The following is a 20163-nucleotide window of genomic DNA, read 5'->3' as shown; positions in this document are numbered from 1 at the left end:
GGATCACCGCACTCCCTGTGGGCGGGCACCACCGTTGGCGATCAATCTGCGCAGTACCTTTTCCGGCGTGATCGGCAGCGTGTCGCAGCGCACGCCGACAGCGTTGTAGACGGCGTTGGCAATAGCCGGCAGAACAGGGTTGGCACACATCTCACCAGGCCCCTTGCCGCCAAATGGCGCGTCTTCAGCTGGCCGTTCCAGGACGGCAATGTTGTGATCAACCACTTCACCCGGGCCAGGCATCAGATAGGCATTGAAGTCTGTGGGAGCGTGGCTCCTGTCCGGATAGTAGGGTTCCGTCGTTTCATAAAGCGCATGGGAAACACCCATCCATGCACCGCCGATCAGTTGCTGTTCAACAAGACGCGGATTGAGCGCGCGGCCCACCTCATAAGCGGAGTTTATTTCTCTGACAGTGACCTCGCCGGTCTCGTCATCCACTTCCAGATCAACGACCAATGCGGCATGCGCAAAACACGATACTGGCGTCATTTCACCTGTATCCGGGTCAACATCTGAAGGGGGGATCAGAAAAATCCCCCTGCCCGACAACGTCCGCCCTTGCTTGAATTGCGCAGCAATTGCGGTATCGGCAACTGTAATGGTTCGGCTGGGGGCACCTTTGACGTGAATGTTTCCCTGACCGTCGGTGTCCAGGTCCGAAGCGTTGACTTCAAGTTCTTCAGCGGCGGCTTCCAGCAGCGCCTTTCGAGCTTCCGTCGCCGCCCGGATCACGGCATTACCGACCCGGTGCGTACCACGGGATGCGAAGGAGCCCATGCAATGCGGGCCCGTGTCGCTGTCAGCGGTATCGACATAGACGTCCGACACCGGGACCCCGAGCGTTTCCGCCGCGATCTGACGGGTCACCGACTTCATACCTTGTCCGAGGTCGATCGAGGACAAGGACACCATGAACTTGCCGTCCGGTGTTGAATGAACCAGTGCCTGACTAGGGTCACCACCAAGGTTCATGCCAATCGGATAGTTGATGCAGGCAAAACCGCGGCCCTTGTGAACAGTCATGATCAGCGTCTCCTTGAACCGGACAAGAACCTGGAAACGCCAGGTCGATTGACACCGCGTGAAAATGGTTTCTCCGGTTTGTAGGGCTGTGATGCGGGTTGCTGCGGCACTGCCGGGGGTTGGGCAGCAGGTGGCTCAGGAGCCATTTGAGCTGCAGGAGGAGGTGGCTTTGCTTGCTGATATTGCGAGCTGCTTGGAGGTGCCACGGGGCCGGGCCGGCTTGCCGGTGGCGGAGCTGCCGCGGCTGCCGCAGGCTGAAGCGAATGATCTGGCGTCATCGCAGCATCGGGAATTCTTGTCGGTGTGGACGATGGTCCCCTATAGCCCGTGCGGGCAGGGTCGATGACCATGTCTTCGTCCTGGGGAGCGGCAGCAACGATTGGTATACCTTGTGTCCCCGCACGAACATGCCCCTTGCTGGCAGCGCCTTCTCCCGGCGCTGTCGGGACAGGTGCACGCCTCCGCTCTCCTATTCGCCCGGCACTGTCGGTTACCGTTTCCGGGATCTCCGCCCTTGCCCCCCCGCCACCCAAAAGGGATGACTGCCGTGTGGCATCGGCCCCGATGCTCCAACCGGATTTTTGTGCCGCGACCTGGCAGCACTCGATCAGGGCCGTGTTCTTTGCCAACCTGCGGTGCGGCTTCATATCGCCGTCGCGATAGGCATTGAGGATCCGAAGCTCGATCGGATTCAGGCCGACCGTTTCCGCAACCTTGTCCATGTGACATTCGATGGCGAAGTCGACACCTGTGATGCCGAAGCCGCGCATTGCGGTCGCGGGCGTGCGGTTTGTGAAGACACAAAAGACGTTCGAGGCCACATTGGGGATGGTGTATGGCCCGGGCAAATGCGCCGAACACTTGATGATCGCGTATGAAGAGAGCCGGGTGTAGGCGCCCGCATCGAAGAAACCGGTAAAGGCCCGGGCCAGAATACGGCCATCTCTTGCAACGCCATCCTTGATCCGCCAGCGCTCCGCTCCGCGCGGGGCTCCGACCTGCATTTCCTCGGTGCGGTCCCACATGAATTTCACAGGCCGTCCGGTCAATACAGCTCCAAGGACAGACAGCGGTTCCACAATGCTGTCGACCTTGCCGCCAAAACCACCGCCGACAGTCCCGCCGATGAAGTGAAGCCGTGACGAAGCCATATTCAGGAGCTTTGCGGTCGTCCCGAGTGAGAAGAACAGCGCTTGCGTGGAGGTGTAGCAGACGTATCTGTCATTGGTTTCCGGGGCTGCAATGGCACCGCAGGTCTCGATCGGAGCCTGTTCAATCGGCGACATCTGGTATTCGCCCTCGACGATATGATCTGCCTCAGCAAAACCTTTTTCGACGTCTCCGAACCTGAGTTTCTGATGATCGTAGAGGTCGTGATAATCGAACGTGTTGTTCGGATAGATCTCGTTGACAACCGGTGCGTCGGAAGACAGCGCTTCTTCGGGATCCAGAACGTGGTTCAGAACCTCATAGTCCACCTTGACTGCAGCGCAGGCGTCACGGGCCTGACGGTCGGTTTCGGCAATAATGGCCGCGACGGGCTCGCCGATGTAGGCGACCTTGGTATCCTGTATGAGTTTCTCTTCGTCTTTACCGAAATTGATCAACGACAACAAGGTGTTGAGATTGTTCGGAACATCACGGGCGAGAACCACCCTGATGACACCGGGCATGCGCTCCGCCATGCCAGTATCGATTGACCTGATCCGCGCATGATGGTGGGGCGACCGGACACACCGCATGTGCAAGAGGCCATCAAAGAGATGATCATCATAGTAGGGTGAGCGGCCCGTTACGTGACCCAGAATATCCTGCCTGCGTGTCGGCTTGCCGATCTCCTGCAGATTATCGTCACGTTCGTCGTTGAAGAGATCCTTGCGGAATTCCACGGATGACATCAGCCGGTCCTCCGTGTCGGTTGACCGCTCGCAGCCAGGATGGCGTCGATTATGGGTTCATAACCGGTACATCGGCAAATGTTCCCCGAGATGGCTTCGATGACTTCTTCGCGGCTCGGCCTTGGTGTTCGATCTAGCAAGGCCTTGGCTGCCATCAGCATACCCGGCGTGCAGTAGCCGCACTGAGCTGCAAAATTTTCCATGAACGCTTCCTGGAGCGCATGAAGCTGCGGACCTTCGGCCAGGCCGTTTGTCGTTTCAACGGCGCGGCCCTCTACGGTTTCCGCCAATGTCAGACAACTCAAATGCGGCTCGCCATCGATCAGCACGGTGCAGGACCCACAGGTGCCCTGTCCGCAGCCGTATTTCGGCGACAAGTCGCCAACACCGCGTCTGAGAACATCAAGAAGGTTCTGTGCGTCATCGACAAAGACCGCTGCCGGAGATCCATTGAGTGAGAATTGTACGGGTGTCTTGGACATCAGCGCGTTCCTTGCCCGAGAAGCAGACGTTTGAGATGCACGGGTGCGACTTCCTTGCGGTACCAACCGGAGGCCAAACTGTCGTCTGGTGGGTTCAGGTCGTTGGCGACACTCTGAAGCGCGCGATCAATGCCGTTTTGGTCGAGACTGACACCTTCGAGCGCGGCTTCGACGGCTGGGGTACGAACCGGTGTTGGCGCCATGGCCCCAAACGCAACGCGTGCACCGGAGATACGGCCTGCCCGTCTGGGCAGCCACGCGGCGATACTGAGCACCGACGCCCCTCGCGGCTTAACCCGGGTGACTTTGAGAAACCGGAAATCATCGCCGGCAGGGCGCATAGCCGAAACAGATTCAATGAGACGCGTTTCCGTCTCGCGCGCGGCGAGCAGACGCTCCAACTCCAATTCACTGCCATCCGACATGCGCAGTTTTGCGTCCAATGCCAGCAAGGCGACGGCAAAATCACCATAAGGATGCGGGGCAAAAACATTGCCGCCGACAGTTGCCATGTTGCGGATCGCCGGACCGCCGACGGCACGCGCCACAGCGTGCAAAAAAGCGACATCTGCGGATTTCAGAATTGTTGCCATGGTCGCGCATGCCCCAAGCCGGACACGTTCTCCTTCCGACGACACGCCCGCAAGGCTCTCGGGCTGCCGCAGCCGCACGATGCGCGACACATTCTGATCACCATAATTCACACCACGCATGAGCAAAGTGCCGCCACCGAGGAACGCAGTTCCCTGGCCTTTGTTTGCAGCTGCATCCTGGAGCGTTTCGACCGTTGTAATCGTCACCATCTGTTAGGCCTCCAGTCCCATAAAGTCCGATACGGCTTTAAAGCCGGCGACATAGATTTCATCGCCGACGAGGGCCGCAAGCTCCTTGTTGCGGCCCGCCGGGGTGTCGAACCGGCTTTGCCATTCCCAAAGCGTGGTGTCGTCGTCCGTGACCGGTGACAAACGGACATGGGCGACATAGTTGAAAAGCGGAATGGGCGTATCCAGAAGGCAATAGGAGAAGGTCTGTTCCAGATCGGAGAGTGTCAGAAGCTGCTCTCTGAGTTCAGATCCGTCCTTCAGCCTGAAGCGCCGGACAGCGCCAACCCTGTCGGAACTCCCACCCCGCTCTATCTGGCTGGACGCCACTGCCGGATGCCAGCGATCGTGGCCGTTGAAATCGCGCAGGACATCCCACACAGCTTCGATCGGTGCCTTCACTATTGTGCTGCGAACAACCTTGACCACGGCGCTAACTTTCTGTTTTCACTTGAACTTCATGTCAGCCGGATCAAAGGTTGTGACCTGCACATACATCAGACCATCGCGCGTTACATATGCATCCGCTCCCTTGTAGGGCTCAGCCAGATAGTCTGCCTCGACACGCCAGGAGACATTCACAGTGTCGCCAATGGTCTTGACCTTTTCCGCGATGAAGGTTGCGCCCTTGAAGCCACCATCTTCGCGAGATTTGCAGAACCCCGCGAAGACGTCTCCGATGTTGCGACGTCCTTCGATCCAGACCCCATTTGGAAGAATGAACAGAACCTCTTCCGGATATTGCGCCATGAGCCGGTTCCAGTCGCAGGCGTTCAGCGCATCGATATGCTCAAAGGTTACCCGTTCTGCGTTGGGTTGAATTTCGAGTGGCGGAAGATCCTGCGCCAATGCATTTGATGTTCCCAGGATCAAGCCAAACCCGAAAACCACTTTCTGGAAATTCATCTTCTTTCCTCCCATTTTGACAGCGGAACCTGCTACTCAGCCTCCGAAATGTCTCTTCAACGCTTCAAAGCCACCTTGAAAGACATTGGTGCCGATGCCGGCGACCAACTCGTCTTCCACGTCCGGTTCGCAGGAAAACTCCGCCGACCATTCAATGAATGTGCGGTCACCCTCGGTGACCGGCGTCAGACGCAACGTCGCGATATATTCGCTCAACGGCATGGGCCCCTCGAGCATGGAATAGCTGTAGAAAAGGTCGTAGTCGGAGAGACCGAGCAGCTGTTCTCGAATGTTGTCGCCGTTTTGAAGATTGAAGTTTCTGATGCAACCGATCTTGTCGGCTGGCAGCGCTTCCTCAATGCGGCTTTCTCGTATCCTCGGATGCCATTTTGGCAGACCGTTGAAGTCCCGGATCCGCTCCCAGACCTTGTCTGCGGGGGCATCAATCACGGATGAGGTGTAGACCCGCGCCATTCACTTGCCCTCCTTGGAAGTGGTCTGGCCTTTGGGTTTGTCATCCGCCTTCAGCCGCTTCATCTCATTGGCGGCGCGTGTCATGTCGTTGGCGGTTCTCATCACGTCCGATTTGGCGAGATTGGATCCATCGATCCCGATATCGCTGAGCAGACTGTCCACCATCGGCGCTTGCACCCGGTAACGGAGTGCCGAGTTGATGACCTCGTCTGTCGGACTGCCGCCGCCACCTCCACCACCGCTGGTGCCGGTACCTGTGCCATTTCCGTCCGCCCAGCCAAGGCCGGAAGTTCCGCTTCCGCCCAACTGCATGATTTTGATATCGTTGATCTTCTCAAGCGGCTTGACAGACGCTGAGACAATTCCTTCCACATGCTCCAGCATCTTGCGCTTGAAGAGCGAGTGGCGTGCTGCATCGGTGAGGACGTTTTCTGCCTCGTTGATGAGCTTTTGAGCTTCGGCCTCCACTGCCTTGCGAACACGCTCGGCGTCGGCAGCAATACGTGTCTCCTCTGCTTCCTTTTCCGCTAGAACCACATCGACCGACTTGCGGCGTGTTGCGACTTCCGTTTCCTGCGCCGTCTTGACCTTTTCAGCAGCTTCCGTCGCCCGCGCCTTGGCAACCTCGGCCTCTACCGCGGCTGCACTTTCATCGAGCGATTTCTTGTAGAGCTCAATGGCCTTGTCCATCTGGGCACTTTCGACGGCCTTCTCGCGCGCAATCTCAAGGCGCCTGCGCTCCGTCTGATGACCAATCCTGGCATCGTCGAGACCACGCTCGGATGCGATCTGTGCACGCTCGATCTCTTCCTGGCTGGAGATTTCGGCTTCGCGCAGAGCCTGAACGCGTGAGATCTCGAGCTGCTCGAGCACTTTCTTGCGCTCCAGCTTCTTCGCATCGAGTTCCTGCTCGGCAAGGATACGCTCGGCATCGATGGACTTTTCCTTGGCGACCTTTGCAGCCTCGATTGCCTGATCTGCGGCAACCTGGGCTTGGTCGATTGCCTGGTTGCGAGCGATCTCGAGCGCCCGGATCTTCTCGTCGCGGGCGATCTTCTCCGCAGTCGTTTCCTGCTCCTTGACAATCCGGAGCTGTTCGACGGATCTGCGTGAGGCAACTTCTGCAGTCTCGATCGCCTCGGTGCGTTCGATCTCCCGTTTTCTGACTTCGGCTTCTTTGGAGATTTCCGCCGTGCGCAACTTGTTCTCCTGCGCAATGCGAGCGGCTTCGACCAGTTCCTGCGCAGAAATATTGGCGACATCGACAGCACGATTGCGCGCGATCTCGCGTTCTCTCAAATCCTGTTCGTAGGCAATGCGCTCTGCAGCGACCTTTTTCTCCTTGGCAATGCGGGCTGCCTCGGTCGCCTCGGCTTTTGCAATCTCTGCTGCTTCAACGGCCTTCGCTCTGGCGACATCCCGTTCTCTGGTGGCTTCTTCGCATTCGATGCGCTGCAACGCGATTTTGGCTTCCTGCGCGATGCGCGTGGCATCTACAGCTTCGCGTGCGGCAATCTCAGCCTCCTCAACAGCCCTGTTGCGGGCGATTTCAAGAGCACGTGTTTCCTGCTCGAAACCGATCCGTTCGGCGGCGATGACTTTCTCCTGCGCAATGCGCTTGGCTTCCGTTGCCTCCTTGGCGGCAATGGTGGCGGCATCCAATGCCGTTTGACGTTCAACGTCGCGGCCGTCCGTTGCTTCCTGAGCTGCGATCCGCTCGAAGGCGAGCTGCTTGTCCTGGGCAATTCGCGCCTTTTCGACTGCTTCGCGTGCGGTGATCTCTGCCTCGTCTATCGCCTTGTTGGAGGCAATTTCGAGATTTCTGATCCGCTCTTCCTGGGCAATCCGTGTCTTGTTGGTCTCCTCGCGGGCAGCAATCTGGGCGATTTCGATTTCGCGCTGCTGCTCGATCTGGAGTGCGCGTGTTGCCTGTTCGGATGCAATACGCTCTGCCGAAAGAGATTTCTCCCGCGCGATACGAGCGGCCTCGGTTGCCTTTTGGCTTGCGATCTCTGCTTCCTCGAGGGCCTTTTGCCGCTCGATTTCAAGGCGGCGTGTTTCGCGATCGGCCGCGATACGAGACGCATTGACCGTCTGCTCTTGCGCAACGCGCAGTTTTTCTGCGGCTTCGCGCGACGCGATTTCCGCCTGTTCAATTGCCAGATTGCGCTCGATTTCCCTTTCACGCGTAACAAGCTCGAAGGCAATACGTGCTTCCGTAATCGCGTCTTCCTGTGCGATCTTTGCCCTCTCCACGATCTCACGCGCTGCTATGTCGGTTTCCTCGATTGTTTTACGGCGTTCGATTTCAAGCGCTTCGGTTTCGCGGTCTTTTGCGATCCGGGCTTCGGTCAGGGTGCGTTCCTGAGCAATACGCGCCTTTTCAACGGCTTCCTTTGCCGCGATGTCGGCTGCTTCCGTGGTCTGCTGCGTGCGAATGCGTTCTTCGGTGAGGTTCTTTTCCTGACCGATCCTGGCTTTTTCAACAGCTTCGCGGGTTATTATTTCCGCTTCATCGATCACCCGCTGACGTTCGATCTCCTTTTGCCTGACTTCGCGTTCCGATGCGATCCGTGCCTCGGAAATGAGCCTTTCATTTTCGATCCGCGCCGTCTCGATGGCTTCGCGGCTCAACAGTGAAGCCTGTTCAGCTTCCTTTTCTCGCTCGGATCGCTCTCGCACCAGATCGGTGTGCTGCTGCGCCCGCTTGAACTCAATTTCCCGCTCCTGTTCAAGTCGCGCCTTCTCGCTTTCTCGTTCGATATCGAGAACCTGCTTTTCCGCTTCCAGGTTCCGGGTACGAATTCGGATCATCGAGTCCTGCTCGATGTCATTGCGCAGCTTTCTTCTGTCTTCGATATCCCTGATGACAGTCGTCAGACCTTCAGCGTCGAACCTGTTCGACGGGTTGAAATATTCAATACCGGTCTGGTCGATGTCTGTGATTGCAACGCTTTCCAGTTCAAGGCCGTTCTTGTCGAGACCGACCTGGGCCGCTTCAAGAACCCTGTCGACATAGACGTGCCGGTTCTCGTGCAGTTCTTCCATGGTCATCTCGGACGCAACGGTGCGCAGCGCGGATATGAATTTCCCCGTCAACAACGAGTGGATGCGCTCAGGCTCAAGTGTCCGGCGGCCCAATGTGGACGCGGCCAGACTGACGGCCTTCTTTGTCTGGCCCACACGGACATAGAATTCCGCATCGACATCGACCCTCAGGCGGTCCTTGGTAATCAGGGCATCTTCCTTTGCACGGGTCAGCGCCATCTGAAGCGAATTCATGTTGACCGGTGTGATGTCGTGAATGATCGGCCAGACGAATGCACCTCCGTCGATCACGACCTTCTCTCCCCTGAATCCCGTTCGGACGAAGGCAACTTCCTTGGTCGACCGCCGATAGAGCCAATGCATCACCCAGTAGAGGATGAAGACCACAATGACTGCGAGAATGAGCCACAGCACCAGTTGTCCGATGAGCTGACCAGCCATTTTCGATCCTCCCTCCCCGGCTCAAGAGCCGCGGATTTCCTTGAATTTTTTGGTTTGTTCGACAAGAGCGATTTCGGTCGGCAGGCGTTCCATTGAAGACGCGCCGTAGAACCCGTGACAGTTGCGCGTATTCTTCAAAACGAATTCCGCGTCGTCCGGCATGGCAACGGGGCCGCCATGGACCAGAACAATGGCTTCCGGATTGACCTCAAGAGCCGCCTCGGACCATTCATCGACGATCTGCGGGCAATCGGCCAGTTTGAGGGATGTTCCAGCACCAATACTGCCGCCAGTCGTCAGCCCCAGGTGACAGACGATGATATCGGCTCCCGCAGCAGCCATCGCGGCCGCATCCTCGGTTGCAAAGACATATGGCGTGGTCAGAAGATCCTTTTCGTGAGCCATCCGGATCATGTCCACCTCAAGCTGATAGGACATGCCGGTTTCTTCCAGGTTTGCACGGAAGTTGCCGTCAATCAGGCCAACCGTCGGAAAGTTCTGAACCCCGGAAAATCCGGCCGCTTTGACCTCGTCCAGGAACTTGTCCATGAGCCTGAATGGATCCGAAGCGCAGACGCCGGCAAGAACCGGTGTGTTGCGCACAACCGGCAAGACTTCACCCGCCATTTCCATCACCACCGAATTGGCGTCGCCATAAGGCATCAGCCCGGCGAGACTGCCGCGGCCCGCCATCCTGTATCGGCCGGAATTGTAGATAACGATCAGGTCAATTCCGCCTGCTTCCTCGCCCTTGGCTGACAATCCGGTGCCTGCGCCACCACCGATGATCGGCTCGCCCCTGGCGATCATGTCGCGATACCTGGAAACAAGTTTCCTGCGATCAAACATGTTCAGTCTCCTGCTGCTCGGCTGCGCCGGCTGGAATAAAAGCCCCGGAACGTCGTGACGATCAGATCAGCGAACTCGGGGTCGTTGATGTTGTGGGGCACCCTGATCAACCTGCGCTCGCTCGTCTGCCGCACAGTGTCTTCAAGGGATCTGAATAGTGCTTCGTCGGCGGCAGGGTCATGGAAGGCCATGCCTGGAGCATCGAGCAGGGAAACGCCGCCTTCGGGCATGAAAAACCGGACTGGTGCGGTCATTTCATTGAGACGCTGGCCAATCCAGCGTCCCATTTCGACGTTTTCCTCAACCGTTGTCCGCATCAAGGTGATTTGCGGATTGTGCTCATAGAATGTGCGTCCGCGATATCTTTCCGGAACTGTGTCAGGTGCATTGAAATTCACCATGTCCAGCGCACCGCAGGAACCGATGTATGGCAGGCCTGCGCGGATCGAAGCCCCGAAACGGTCTTCGCTGGCGGCAAAGACACCACCGGCGACCTTGTCGCAGACTTCCGTTGTCGTGAGGTCGACAATGGCGGCCAGCATGCCGCTGTCCATGAGTTTTTCCATGGAGCGGCCACCGACGCCCGTGGCATGGAAGACCAGACAGTCGAAGTCATATTCCAAGGCTGCGGTGACCTGTTGCACACAAGGTGTCGTGACGCCGAACATCGTCAGGCCAACGGCGGGCTTGGCATCCACAACAGGCTTGCGTTTCGCGCTCGCCTTGACGGCTCCTGCGAGCGCACCGGCACCATTGCCAAGCACTTCGCGAGTGATTGAATTCAGCCCCTGAACATCGGCAACCGAATGCACCATCATGATGTCTGACGGGCCGACATATTGCTCGACATTCCCGCTGGCGACCGTTGAAATCATGATCTTTGGGACGCCCACCGGCAGCGTGCGCATCGCCGGAGTGACCAAGGCCGTTCCTCCGGATCCACCCGCGGAGATGATCCCCGCAACGCTCGACTGGGCCTCCATCCAACGTTCGAATGCAAGTGTCATGGCAGCGACAGCAGAACCGCGGTCGCCAGTGAAAACCCCACTCGCACCGCGCGGGTGAAATGCTGCGACCGCATGAGGGGGAACCTCGGCACCTGATGGCCTGCCACTCGTCGAAAGATCGATCATCTGAACGGACAGGTCTTCCGCCTTTAATATATCGCGCAGGTAGCGGAGCTCCGCACCCTTGGTGTCCAGCGTTCCTGCCACATAGACAGTCGCCCCGGCCTTCGCCCGCTGAGCGGAGAATGGTGTCACGGTTGCAGAGGGAATCGCCGCGGCGGTGCTTGTCCGTGCAGAACTTTCAATCACTCTGATCGGAACCGGCTTTGACCAGCGTGTGGGGATCTTCGGGTTGGAGACATAAATCCTGGCAACGGAAGGGGTGGCAGGTGTTCCCACCGGTGTCTCCGAGACCCTTGCAGGTGCCGGGGTCTCGTCGTGCGCATGGCGACCAACACCCAGGAGTGCCTGTTGAAGGTCCCGATCTGCCGCCAGTTGAGCTGATGGCATGATCCTGTTGATCTTGCCGTTGACCATGATGGCCACCTGATCGGCAACCGCACAGGCAACGCCGATATTCTGTTCAATAACTAGAACGTCGATGTCACCTTCCTGGCCGAGACGCACAAGCATCTCGGCAACCTGATTGACGATGACCGGGGCCAGGCCTTCTGTCGGCTCGTCCATTACAAGCAGCTTCGGGTTGAGAAGCAGCGCCCGTCCGATTGCCAGCATCTGTTGCTCACCGCCGGAAAGCTGCGCACCTCCGTTCGAGCGGCGTTCGGCCAACCTCGGAAAGACCGAATAGACGCGTTCTGGGGTCCAGTCACCTCCTTTGCGCGCCACCAGTTTCAGGTGTTCGTCTACCGTCAGGGAACGCCACAACCGGCGACCTTGCGGAACATATCCAACACCCAACCGGGCGACTTCCGCCGGGCCCAGACCGGCAAGGTTGCGGCCCGCCAGACTGATTGTGCCGGAAGCTACCGGCACAAGCCCCATGATCGCCTTGCAGGTTGTCGTTTTGCCCATGCCGTTGCGCCCAACGACGGACAAAACGCCATTGCCAAGTGTCAGGTCGACACCCTGCAAGGCATGCGAGTGACCGTAGTAGACATTCAGGTCTCTGATCTCGAGCGCAGGTGCGGAGCGGTCAGCCATGCCCAAGTCCCTCCTCGCCACCGAGATAGAGAGCCTGCACCTCTTCATCGTCTTCGATTTCAGCCGGTTTGCCTTCTTTGAAGATCCTTCCGTTGTGCATCATCGTCACGGATTCGGCGACACGCAGGGCGACATCCATGTCGTGTTCGATGATGATGAAACCCATATGGCTGGGAAGACCTGTGAGTATCTCGATCAGTTCGCGCCGTTCGGTGGGTGACAATCCTGCGGCAGGCTCGTCAAACAGGATGAAACGCGGTGCGCCGGAAAGTGCCATGGCTATTTCCAGCTGCCGCTGTTGCCCATAGGAAAGATCGGCCACCTTGGTGTCGCGAAGCTCATCCAGATGAACCACCTGAACAAGGTTTTCCGCGCTTGCCATCAAGGCGTCGTCCCGTCCGGGGCGCACAAACGAGAACCGCCCGCGCGACACGCCGCAACAGGCCAGATAGACATTGTCCAAAACACTCAAGCCGGTGAACAGCAGAGATATCTGATAGGTTCTGCGCAAACCCCGCCGGATCCGTTCCTGAGCCGGGAACGCTGCGACTTCCTCGCCAAAAAAGCGGATGGAACCTGTTGTCGGGGCGAAGTCACCGGTAATGCAGTTGAACAGCGTTGTCTTGCCAGCGCCGTTGGATCCCAGCACTGCGCGCCTCTCACCGGGCTTGACCGTCATGTCGATCTCGGAAAGCGCTGCCAATGCACCAAACATCTTGCTGACGTTGCGAAGCTCCAGCGCATTGGCTGTGCCGGTTGCACTCAAGCGGTCGGAAACTGAAGAGCTGGCACGATCAAGCAGGGTCAACGCATGTCCTCCCGCCGATCGAGGAGTGGGTCGCGCTTGCGGTATTCCTGCCAACGATCCCAAAGTCCGAGCAGACCGTCCGGCGAAAAGAAGACAATTGCCAGGAAACCGAGACCGATGAGCAGCTGAAAGCGTTCTCCGCTCAATCCGACGGACAGCAGAACATCAATGGCGAAGGTCTTCAGAAGGACGTAAATGAACGCTCCGATAAAGGGGCCGATCGGCCGGCTCATACCGCCGATAACGGCAATCACGAGAATATCGATTGCCGGTCCGATTCCCGCCGTCCCCGGCGAAATCTGCGCGGATTGCCAGGTCAGCAAAATGCCTCCCGTCCCCGCGATCAGCGCGGCAAATGCATAGGCCGCAATCCTGTGCGCGTTGACGCTGTACCCCAACGCCGCCATCCGGCGCGGATTGTCCCGTACACCTTGTAGTGCGAGCCCGAAGGGAGCCCGGGAGATGTAAAGCACGGAAAAATAGGCAACGGTCGCCCAGAACAGGGTCAGGTAGTAGAATGGCTTGCTTTGCCGCCAGTCGACACCGAAGAGATCTGGTGGCAGAACGCCGTTGAACCCGGAAAACCCGTTAAACACGACATAATTCTGACGCGTGAAATAGAAGAACGCAGCAGCCACCGCGAGCGTGATCATGATGGTGTATATGCCCTCGGTCCGCACGGCGAGCGAGCCGACAATCGTGCCGAAAAACATGGCAACGATCAAAGCCAGAGGGATGGCGACGTACCAGGGCCAACCCATGCTGATATCGGTGATGGCGCTGTCACCAAATATGGCGACCATATAGCCGGCAAGGCCTGCGATGGACATCTGAACCAGGCTAACCATGCCGCCATAGCCGCCAAGGAACATCAGGCTGAGCGAAATCATGCCGAGGATGAAGGTCCAGCCGAAGACTTGATAAAGCGCGAAGTCGCTTGCAAATGCGGGCATGATCAAGAGGACGATACCGACGACCCAATAGCTTGCCGGGATCCGCTCGAACCAGACCCTCTCCTGTGCATTGTGTGTCCTGCGTGTTGAATTGGTTTCCGCAAGCGCCATCGATCAAGACCTCCCCATGAGGCCCTGCGGGCGGAATGCAAGCACAAGCACCATGATCAGGAAGGTCAGGACAACTGCATAAGTTGGAAAATAAACTGAGCCGAACTGCTCGGCGAGACCGATCAGCAGTGCCCCAAGCGCAGCGCCTGTGATCGACCCCATTCCGCCAACGATCACCACCACAAGCGAGGCCAGCAGAAAGCGAATGTCTTCGCCCGGTGCCACGGATTGGAATGTGCCACCGACCACGCCTGCAATACCCGCAAGGCCTGCGCCAAAAGCGAAGACGCCGACAAAAACCAGTTGAATGCGTGCACCTGTTGCCGACAGCATGTCCCGGTCATCGACGCCCGCACGGATCATCATACCGATCTGCGTCCGGTTCAGGATCAGCCACATGGCAATTCCGATGACGACAGAGGCCAGAAAAATGACTACGCGCACCACCGGGTATTTCAGGTAGATGAGATCGCCTGAAGAGCGCTTCACACCGGTTACCAGAAGCGTTTCCATCGGACCGCTCAACCAGCTAGGCGGCGTAATGTTGTAAAAATCGCCACCGACGCCCCAAAGCATCAGATCCGCCATGACGATCGAAATTCCGATGGTGACGAGTGTCTGTCTGAGGTCTTGTCCCTCCATACGGCGGAAGATGAAAATCTGCATGAGAACACCGACAGCCGCCACGAGCACAAACGCGACTGGAAAGGCTAACAGCCAATACCCTGTCGAGGACGCGACGAAGTAGCCGATGTATCCACCAAGGAGATAGAGGGATCCATGCGCAAGATTGACGTTGCGCATGAGACCGAAGATGAGCGTGAACCCGCTGGCGACAAGAAAATACAGACCACCAAGCGTGATGCCGTTGAACAAGGCGTTGAGAAACACTTTCTTGCGGCCGATCACATCGACCAGTCCCTTTGGCCAGATTGCAAAAATCAGCCAGATCAGGGCTGCGACCGCCAGCAGGATGACAATCGTCCAACCAGGATGCCGTGATGCCAAGGCCCTCATGTGCGAAACTCACAAATGAGACCTGCCCCGGTGCTGTCTTCAAATTGCCGCATAATGCGACACCCTCCCAAAGCGCTGTTGACGACAAAGTCTTCCGCTCTTGAAGAAAGGCTACGGCTTAGTTTCGGAAATCGGCGTACCCGATAGTCTTCTCGGATGGCCCAACATCGGCATTATTTTTGCCGATGCAGATTGGAGTTCAGGCGCTATTCGACATGTGCGACCCTGCGATAGTCGCTTGGCGGGATGCCAACATTGGAAGAAAAGAAGCGCGTGAAGCTTGCCTGCGAGGAAAAGCCCAGGTCGTAGCTGATTTCCGTGACCGATTTGTCGGTCGTCATCAGATCCGAAATCGCCTGTTCCGCCCTTAGCGTGTTCAAGTAAAGATTGGGTGTGATGCCCATCTGCTTCTTGAAAAGCTTGAAGAAATGCGGACGCGACAAGCCAACTTCCCGGGCCAGCCATTCCACTTCCACTTCTTCAGTGTAGTTTTCCTGCATAAGACGCAGTGAGCGACGGACGCGATAATCCGTAAAACGGCGTTTGCTGTCTTCCAGAACCGAATTGCGATCGGCATTCCGCCAGGATTGCTCGAAACACTGCAGTGTCGTGCGGTAAAGATATCCATCGAACAGGTGATCGTTGCCACCATCCAGCAGCAGCGACGTCAGCCGCTTCACCCAATTCACAACATCCGGCGTCATGGCGACATGAGACCTGCCGAAATTCAGTGCGAACTCCGCGGATTGGCTGTTTTCCAAAAACCAGATTGGCTTGATGTAGAGCACGAGACACAGACATGCTTCTGCAGTTGATGCATTTTTCAGATGGAAACTGTGCTGTTCCCAGGGACTGACTGCCACTCCGACGTGTTTATCCGCTGGCACCCACTTTCCAGATACGCTGACCTTTGCTTCGGCACCGCTCAAATAGAAGATCAAATGACCTTCTCGATGTGCGTGAGTCACGATCGGCTTGTCCAGCTTGTAAAGCGCCGCACGACCGAACTCACCGTGGTGAACGGAGATCGCCTCGCTCATCATCATTCCTCCCGATGACTTGCACGTTTATCGATGTAAACGTTTTCTTTTAAGTATCCTCCGTAAAAATCGATATTGGCAATACGAAATGACTCACAAAGAGACTTAGAGTTACGGAAGAAGACAATAATTGATGCTGCAATGCAGCGATCACGCCCGTATGTAACTTGTTTTTACTGTACTGAAAAACTCAGCCGCGTAACGTCCCTGTTCTCTTGGGCCATAGCTTGATGACTTCCTCCCGCCAAAGGGGACATGGTAATCCACGCCCGCCGTCGGCAAATTGACCATCACCATTCCGGCTTGGGAGTCCTTCCTGAAATGGGATGCGTATTTGAGGCTCGTTGTCATTATGCCCGAGCAAAGTCCGAATTCTGTATCGTTGGATGTTGCCAATGCTTCTTCAAAGTCGCGAACGCGGATGACGGATGCAACCGGCCCGAACACCTCTTCACGATTGATGCGCATGTCATTGGTGGTATCGGTAAAAAGCGCGGGCTGCAGAAAATAACCCTCATTCGAACCATTGACGAGATCGCCGCCACAGCGCAGGTTGCCTCCTTGAGCGCGCGCAATTTCGATATATTTGAGGTCCGTTTCCAGTTGCGCAGCGCTAGCCACCGGCCCGATATCGGTTCCAGCGTCCAATGCATCGCCAACTTTTAGTGTCCGGCATCGTTCGGTCAGCTTTTCAATAAACCTCCCATAGATACCCTCCGTAACGATGAGCCGGGAAGAGGCCGTGCATCTTTGACCCGTTGAATAAAAGGCCCCATCGACAGCACAGTCGACCGCGAGATCCAAATCGGCATCGTCAAGCACGACGAGGGGGTTCTTCCCACCCATTTCCAACTGCAGTTTGCGCATATGCCTGCTACAGGCCTGCGCGATGTGAGAGCCCACGCCTTGAGAACCTGTGAAGGTAACAGCTTCAACATCTTCGGCTTCTAGGATCGTATTTCCAACAACCGATCCCTTCCCAGTAACCAGGTTGAAAACACCCTTTGGGATTCCAGCACTTTGAAGGATGTCAGCCAGCACCCATGCACATCCCGGGACAAGTTCAGCCGGCTTGAAAACAACAGTGTTGCCATAGCAAAGAGCCGGGGCGATCTTCCAGGATGGAATTGCAATCGGGAAGTTCCAGGGTGTGATGATCCCGACAACGCCGAGCGGCTCGCGCGTTACCTCAACTGAAACATCGGGGCGGACGGACGGGAGAAGCTCGCCGGCTTGTCGAAGGCATTCACCTGCAAAGAAGCGGAAGATATTGGCTGCCCGTTCAGTTTCCGCAATTCCTTCGCGCAGCGTCTTGCCTTCCTCACGCGACAGAAGCGTCCCGATTTCTGTTTTCCGTCCGATCAGTTCGTTTGCCACCCGGTTCAGGATTTCGAACCTGAATTGTGGGATGCTCGACGCCCAGTCCGGAAAAGCCCGGGCAGCCGCCTCAATTGCCGCCTGCGTCTCGGCTCTACCAGCGTGAGCGTAAAGATCGATCACTTCGCTCGTGTTTGACGGATTGCGATTTTCCTCGGCATGTGCCGTCGTGACCCATGCTCCGTCGATCAAGAGAGGCTTCATCAATTCACCTGAATTTCGTTCGAAAGAGCCGACTTCATGATCGAAAACAAGCTCGGACTGCTGAGGGCTCTCGGGCTTTGCACCGCTGCCAGGTCCGATGCGGCAAGTTCGGCTGCTATTTTGATTTCTTGCTCGTTGATGCCCATCTCGGCAAGGCTCTCCGGCAGTGGCAGCGTATAGAGAAAGTCCGCGACGCAGCGCGCCGGCGACCTGTCTTCTCCCGATTTGAGAACCTGCTTCAACGTTATGTATTTTTCCTGGGCGGCATCTGCATTGAACTGCAGAACCGCCGGCAGCAGCAACCTGCTGAGGGCACCTGGATCCAGCCGCCTGCCGGCCACCGTTTCCAGGGCGCATCCAATTGCATGGATCGTACCCAGGCCCTTTTGCAAAGCCAGCGCACCATTCAGGCTGGCGGCCATCAACTCTCTGCGAGCCTGAACCGAGTCCTTGTCCAGTACCTTGTGAAGGTTGCTGACAACGCGGCCGAGGCCGTCGAGAGCTATGCCGTCGGCGGGCGGATTGAACCCGGGAGAGAGATAAGCCTCTATGCACCGGCCCATGGCATCAGCCCCGGCGCTGGCGCTCTCAATCCGACCAGCGCCCAAGGTCAGCGTCGGATCGCAAATCGTCATGGTCGGCACCAGCTTCTTGCACATGAGGCGGGTGCGTTCGCCGCTTGTCAGAATAACCGGCGCATGAGCACTTACAGCTGCACCAAACCCTTGAATGCTCGGCACCGCATATAAATCAGGCAGATTTGTACCGATGCGCCTCGATCCGCCACTGGCATAGGAAAAGGTCTCCAGCGGCTCGGTATGGGCGATCGAAATTCTTGCAATCTTGGCCAGGTCAATCGCCGTGTTGCGGCCGAAGGCGATCAATAGGTCGCGCTCCGTCTGGCGAAACGCCGTCGCAATTTCCTTGGCGGCTGTTTCGTTCGGAATGTCGGGTATATCGCTAAACACCTCAAGGGAAGTGCGCACCGGCAAACCGGCCAACAAACGTTCAAAAAGTTCGCTGTTCAGATGATGTTCGTCCGTGATGATCAGGGGACGCTTTTTGCGATTGACTTCAATTTCAGACCAAAGCGCTTCTTCCAAAACGCCGTCGGCGAAATGAACTCGCGTGACGTATGTGATGAGCGTCATGGCCTGATCTCGAGGATACGCTGCACTGGAGCGCGAAAAGATATAGGCACCGGGCAGAAACTCCTGCCCGGTGCAGTCGCCGTCAGTAAGAAGTCTTACACTCAGGCACGTCGCGGCTCGGGAGGCCGATCTTTGCAAAGACCCCGGGATCGATGCCGAGCGTCTGAGGGACATTGTCCTTTATTTTCACCAACTTCGTGACCAGCGACCCATCGTCGAGTTCGGTCACTTCCGATACGAAGTTGGCGCCGATGGCCTGACGGTTTTCATCAAGCTTTATCTTGCCGTTCGGAGCATCCAGTTCAAGATTGCTCAGGCAGGTACGGAACGCAGCTTGCCCGTCGGACAGATCGCCACCTACCTCATCGAGACAGGTCATGGCCGCCGTGGTCGCATTGTAATAGCCGGTCGCCAGCAGAGACGGGCTCGGGAAACGTTTGTCGGGCGGGAACGCGTCCTGATAGGCTTTCACATAGGCCTGCCAGCCTTCGTCGTCCCAGGTGTCAGCCTGAGGTCCGGAAGACGGCGTTCCGATCAGAGCCTTCTTGGCGTCTCCCTTGGAGTTCAGCACTGTGCCGTCCACCATGATGGATCCACCGATCAGATTGGCATCGCCGCCGGCCTGTTGATACTGGTTCAGGAAGTTGACGGCATCGCCCCCACCCAAGCCAAGATAAATTGCATCCACATCATCAGGAAGCGAGGCAATGATCGAACCGAAATCCTTGGTTCCAAGCGGCACCCAGAAGCGATCTGTGATTTCGCCACCGGCCTGACAATACTCGAGCGCAAATCCGAAGACCTGTGTGTAGATGAAGGAATAGTCCTCACCGATCGTGGCGACCGTTTTCCATCCCTTGTCGTTGAACACATAGTCGCCGAGGCCGGCCGACCATTGCGCGCCGTCAGTATTGAAACGGAAGAAATTGTCCGACGGGGTCACATAGGTTGTTTCCTGTGCGCCGGAAATTCCGTTCAGGAAAGTCACCTGCGGTTGCGTTTTCGAGTAGTCGCGGATCGCGATCCCCTCCGATCCTGAAAGTGGACCGATAACAATGTCCACCTTGTCCTGCTCGACCAGCTTGCGGGCTCCGCGTACGGCACTATCCGGTGACGCATCGGTCGACTGGATGATGAGTTCGAGATCTCTACCACCTGCCTGCTCGCCGCGGACGGCCAGCGCTGTTCTCAGACCGCGCACGCCATCTTCTCCAAGAACCGTATAGGTTCCTTCCAAGGTGGCCAGAACGCCGACTTTCAGTGGATCCGCCGCATAGGCGGCACCTGTCGTTAGAAATGCAGCCGCCGATACCGCGGCCAGGAGTTGCTTCTTCATCCGTTCCTCCCAACGAATTCCAGCCGCTTCTGGACGCAGGCGGAGAAAAATCT

The 20163-nt window shown here is 57.2% G+C and carries 16 protein-coding genes and 1 pseudogene; all 17 read right to left on the bottom strand.

All coding sequences use genetic code 11. The annotated features are described in order from the left end of the window. Positions 1-3 precede the first annotated feature (3 nt). Positions 4-1026 carry a molybdopterin cofactor-binding domain-containing protein gene (locus tag Q0835_RS06240; RefSeq protein WP_298959384.1) on the bottom strand — a complete coding sequence of 341 codons (1023 nt, stop codon included), beginning with the start codon at positions 1024-1026 and terminating at the stop codon, positions 4-6. A gap of 494 nt (positions 1027-1520) precedes the next feature. Next, positions 1521-2924, bottom strand: a pseudogene (locus tag Q0835_RS06235) (molybdopterin cofactor-binding domain-containing protein); the annotation flags it as partial. After that, the gene (locus Q0835_RS06230; RefSeq protein ID WP_298813308.1) at positions 2924-3406 is read right to left on the bottom strand and encodes a (2Fe-2S)-binding protein; all 483 of its coding nucleotides are present in this window, start codon (positions 3404-3406) and stop codon (positions 2924-2926) included. The gene Q0835_RS06230 and the pseudogene Q0835_RS06235, both read right to left, overlap by 1 nt. Next, a complete protein-coding gene (locus Q0835_RS06225) occupies positions 3406-4209 on the bottom strand; it encodes an FAD binding domain-containing protein (protein ID WP_298813310.1) in 804 nt (267 codons plus the stop codon). Before Q0835_RS06225 ends, Q0835_RS06230 begins: the two co-directional genes overlap by 1 nt. Before the next feature lie 3 nt (positions 4210-4212). Then, positions 4213-4656 carry an SRPBCC family protein gene (locus Q0835_RS06220; RefSeq protein WP_298959381.1) on the bottom strand — a complete coding sequence of 148 codons (444 nt, stop codon included), beginning with the start codon at positions 4654-4656 and terminating at the stop codon, positions 4213-4215. Between the two features lie 18 nt (positions 4657-4674). After that, on the bottom strand, positions 4675-5133 hold the full coding sequence (locus tag Q0835_RS06215; protein ID WP_298959378.1) for a nuclear transport factor 2 family protein: 459 nt from the start codon (positions 5131-5133) through the stop codon (positions 4675-4677). 36 nt (positions 5134-5169) lie between these two features. Next, complete coding sequence (locus tag Q0835_RS06210; RefSeq protein WP_298959376.1) at positions 5170-5607, bottom strand: SRPBCC family protein; 438 nt, start codon at positions 5605-5607, stop codon at positions 5170-5172. Beyond that, positions 5608-9096, bottom strand: coding sequence for a flotillin family protein (locus Q0835_RS06205; RefSeq protein ID WP_298959373.1), 3489 nt, complete (start codon positions 9094-9096; stop codon positions 5608-5610). Positions 9097-9117: 21 nt separating this feature from the next. Further along, positions 9118-9951 (bottom strand): phosphoenolpyruvate hydrolase family protein, encoded by an 834-nt coding sequence (locus Q0835_RS06200; RefSeq protein WP_298959507.1) that lies wholly within the window; start codon positions 9949-9951, stop codon positions 9118-9120. After that, positions 9948-12113 carry an ABC transporter permease gene (locus Q0835_RS06195; RefSeq protein ID WP_298959370.1) on the bottom strand — a complete coding sequence of 722 codons (2166 nt, stop codon included), beginning with the start codon at positions 12111-12113 and terminating at the stop codon, positions 9948-9950. The genes Q0835_RS06200 and Q0835_RS06195 overlap by 4 nt, the downstream gene beginning before the upstream one ends. Beyond that, a complete protein-coding gene (locus Q0835_RS06190; RefSeq protein ID WP_298814036.1) occupies positions 12106-12915 on the bottom strand; it encodes an ABC transporter ATP-binding protein in 810 nt (269 codons plus the stop codon). The genes Q0835_RS06195 and Q0835_RS06190 overlap by 8 nt, the downstream gene beginning before the upstream one ends. Before the next feature lie 2 nt (positions 12916-12917). Further along, complete coding sequence (locus Q0835_RS06185; RefSeq protein WP_298813316.1) at positions 12918-13985, bottom strand: branched-chain amino acid ABC transporter permease; 1068 nt, start codon at positions 13983-13985, stop codon at positions 12918-12920. A gap of 3 nt (positions 13986-13988) precedes the next feature. Then, entirely contained in the window at positions 13989-15002 is a 1014-nt protein-coding gene (locus Q0835_RS06180; protein ID WP_298813317.1) for a branched-chain amino acid ABC transporter permease, read from the bottom strand. A gap of 206 nt (positions 15003-15208) precedes the next feature. Then, positions 15209-16042: an AraC family transcriptional regulator gene (locus Q0835_RS06175; protein WP_298813318.1), complete on the bottom strand. Its 834-nt coding sequence runs from the start codon at positions 16040-16042 to the stop codon at positions 15209-15211. Between the two features lie 150 nt (positions 16043-16192). Next, positions 16193-17623: an aldehyde dehydrogenase family protein gene (locus Q0835_RS06170; RefSeq protein ID WP_298959368.1), complete on the bottom strand. Its 1431-nt coding sequence runs from the start codon at positions 17621-17623 to the stop codon at positions 16193-16195. Further along, positions 17623-18774, bottom strand: a complete 1152-nt coding sequence (locus Q0835_RS06165) for an iron-containing alcohol dehydrogenase (protein WP_298959365.1) — start codon at positions 18772-18774, stop codon at positions 17623-17625. The genes Q0835_RS06170 and Q0835_RS06165 overlap by 1 nt, the downstream gene beginning before the upstream one ends. An 82-nt stretch (positions 18775-18856) precedes the next feature. Then, a complete protein-coding gene (locus tag Q0835_RS06160; protein ID WP_298959363.1) occupies positions 18857-20110 on the bottom strand; it encodes an ABC transporter substrate-binding protein in 1254 nt (417 codons plus the stop codon). Positions 20111-20163 lie beyond the last annotated feature (53 nt).

The organism is uncultured Roseibium sp. (genome assembly GCF_947499295.1).
Classification (GTDB): Bacteria; Pseudomonadota; Alphaproteobacteria; order Rhizobiales; family Stappiaceae; genus Roseibium.
The sequence above is the reverse complement of the archived record's forward strand: the minus strand, read 5'-3'. Positions and strand labels throughout refer to the sequence as shown.

What these genes read in the sequence shown, in the direction of transcription:
- Q0835_RS06240 (WP_298959384.1), bottom strand. Translation starts at nt 1,026, where the DNA reads ATGACTGTTCACAAGGGCCGCGGTTTTGCCTGCATCAACTATCCGATT.
- Q0835_RS06230 (WP_298813308.1), bottom strand. Translation starts at nt 3,406, where the DNA reads ATGTCCAAGACACCCGTACAATTCTCACTCAATGGATCTCCGGCAGCG.
- Q0835_RS06225 (WP_298813310.1), bottom strand. Translation starts at nt 4,209, where the DNA reads ATGGTGACGATTACAACGGTCGAAACGCTCCAGGATGCAGCTGCAAAC.
- Q0835_RS06215 (WP_298959378.1), bottom strand. Translation starts at nt 5,133, where the DNA reads ATGAATTTCCAGAAAGTGGTTTTCGGGTTTGGCTTGATCCTGGGAACA.
- Q0835_RS06210 (WP_298959376.1), bottom strand. Translation starts at nt 5,607, where the DNA reads ATGGCGCGGGTCTACACCTCATCCGTGATTGATGCCCCCGCAGACAAG.
- Q0835_RS06205 (WP_298959373.1), bottom strand. Translation starts at nt 9,096, where the DNA reads ATGGCTGGTCAGCTCATCGGACAACTGGTGCTGTGGCTCATTCTCGCA.
- Q0835_RS06195 (WP_298959370.1), bottom strand. Translation starts at nt 12,113, where the DNA reads ATGGCTGACCGCTCCGCACCTGCGCTCGAGATCAGAGACCTGAATGTC.
- Q0835_RS06185 (WP_298813316.1), bottom strand. Translation starts at nt 13,985, where the DNA reads ATGGCGCTTGCGGAAACCAATTCAACACGCAGGACACACAATGCACAG.
- Q0835_RS06180 (WP_298813317.1), bottom strand. Translation starts at nt 15,002, where the DNA reads ATGAGGGCCTTGGCATCACGGCATCCTGGTTGGACGATTGTCATCCTG.
- Q0835_RS06175 (WP_298813318.1), bottom strand. Translation starts at nt 16,042, where the DNA reads ATGAGCGAGGCGATCTCCGTTCACCACGGTGAGTTCGGTCGTGCGGCG.
- Q0835_RS06170 (WP_298959368.1), bottom strand. Translation starts at nt 17,623, where the DNA reads ATGAAGCCTCTCTTGATCGACGGAGCATGGGTCACGACGGCACATGCC.
- Q0835_RS06165 (WP_298959365.1), bottom strand. Translation starts at nt 18,774, where the DNA reads ATGACGCTCATCACATACGTCACGCGAGTTCATTTCGCCGACGGCGTT.
- Q0835_RS06160 (WP_298959363.1), bottom strand. Translation starts at nt 20,110, where the DNA reads ATGAAGAAGCAACTCCTGGCCGCGGTATCGGCGGCTGCATTTCTAACG.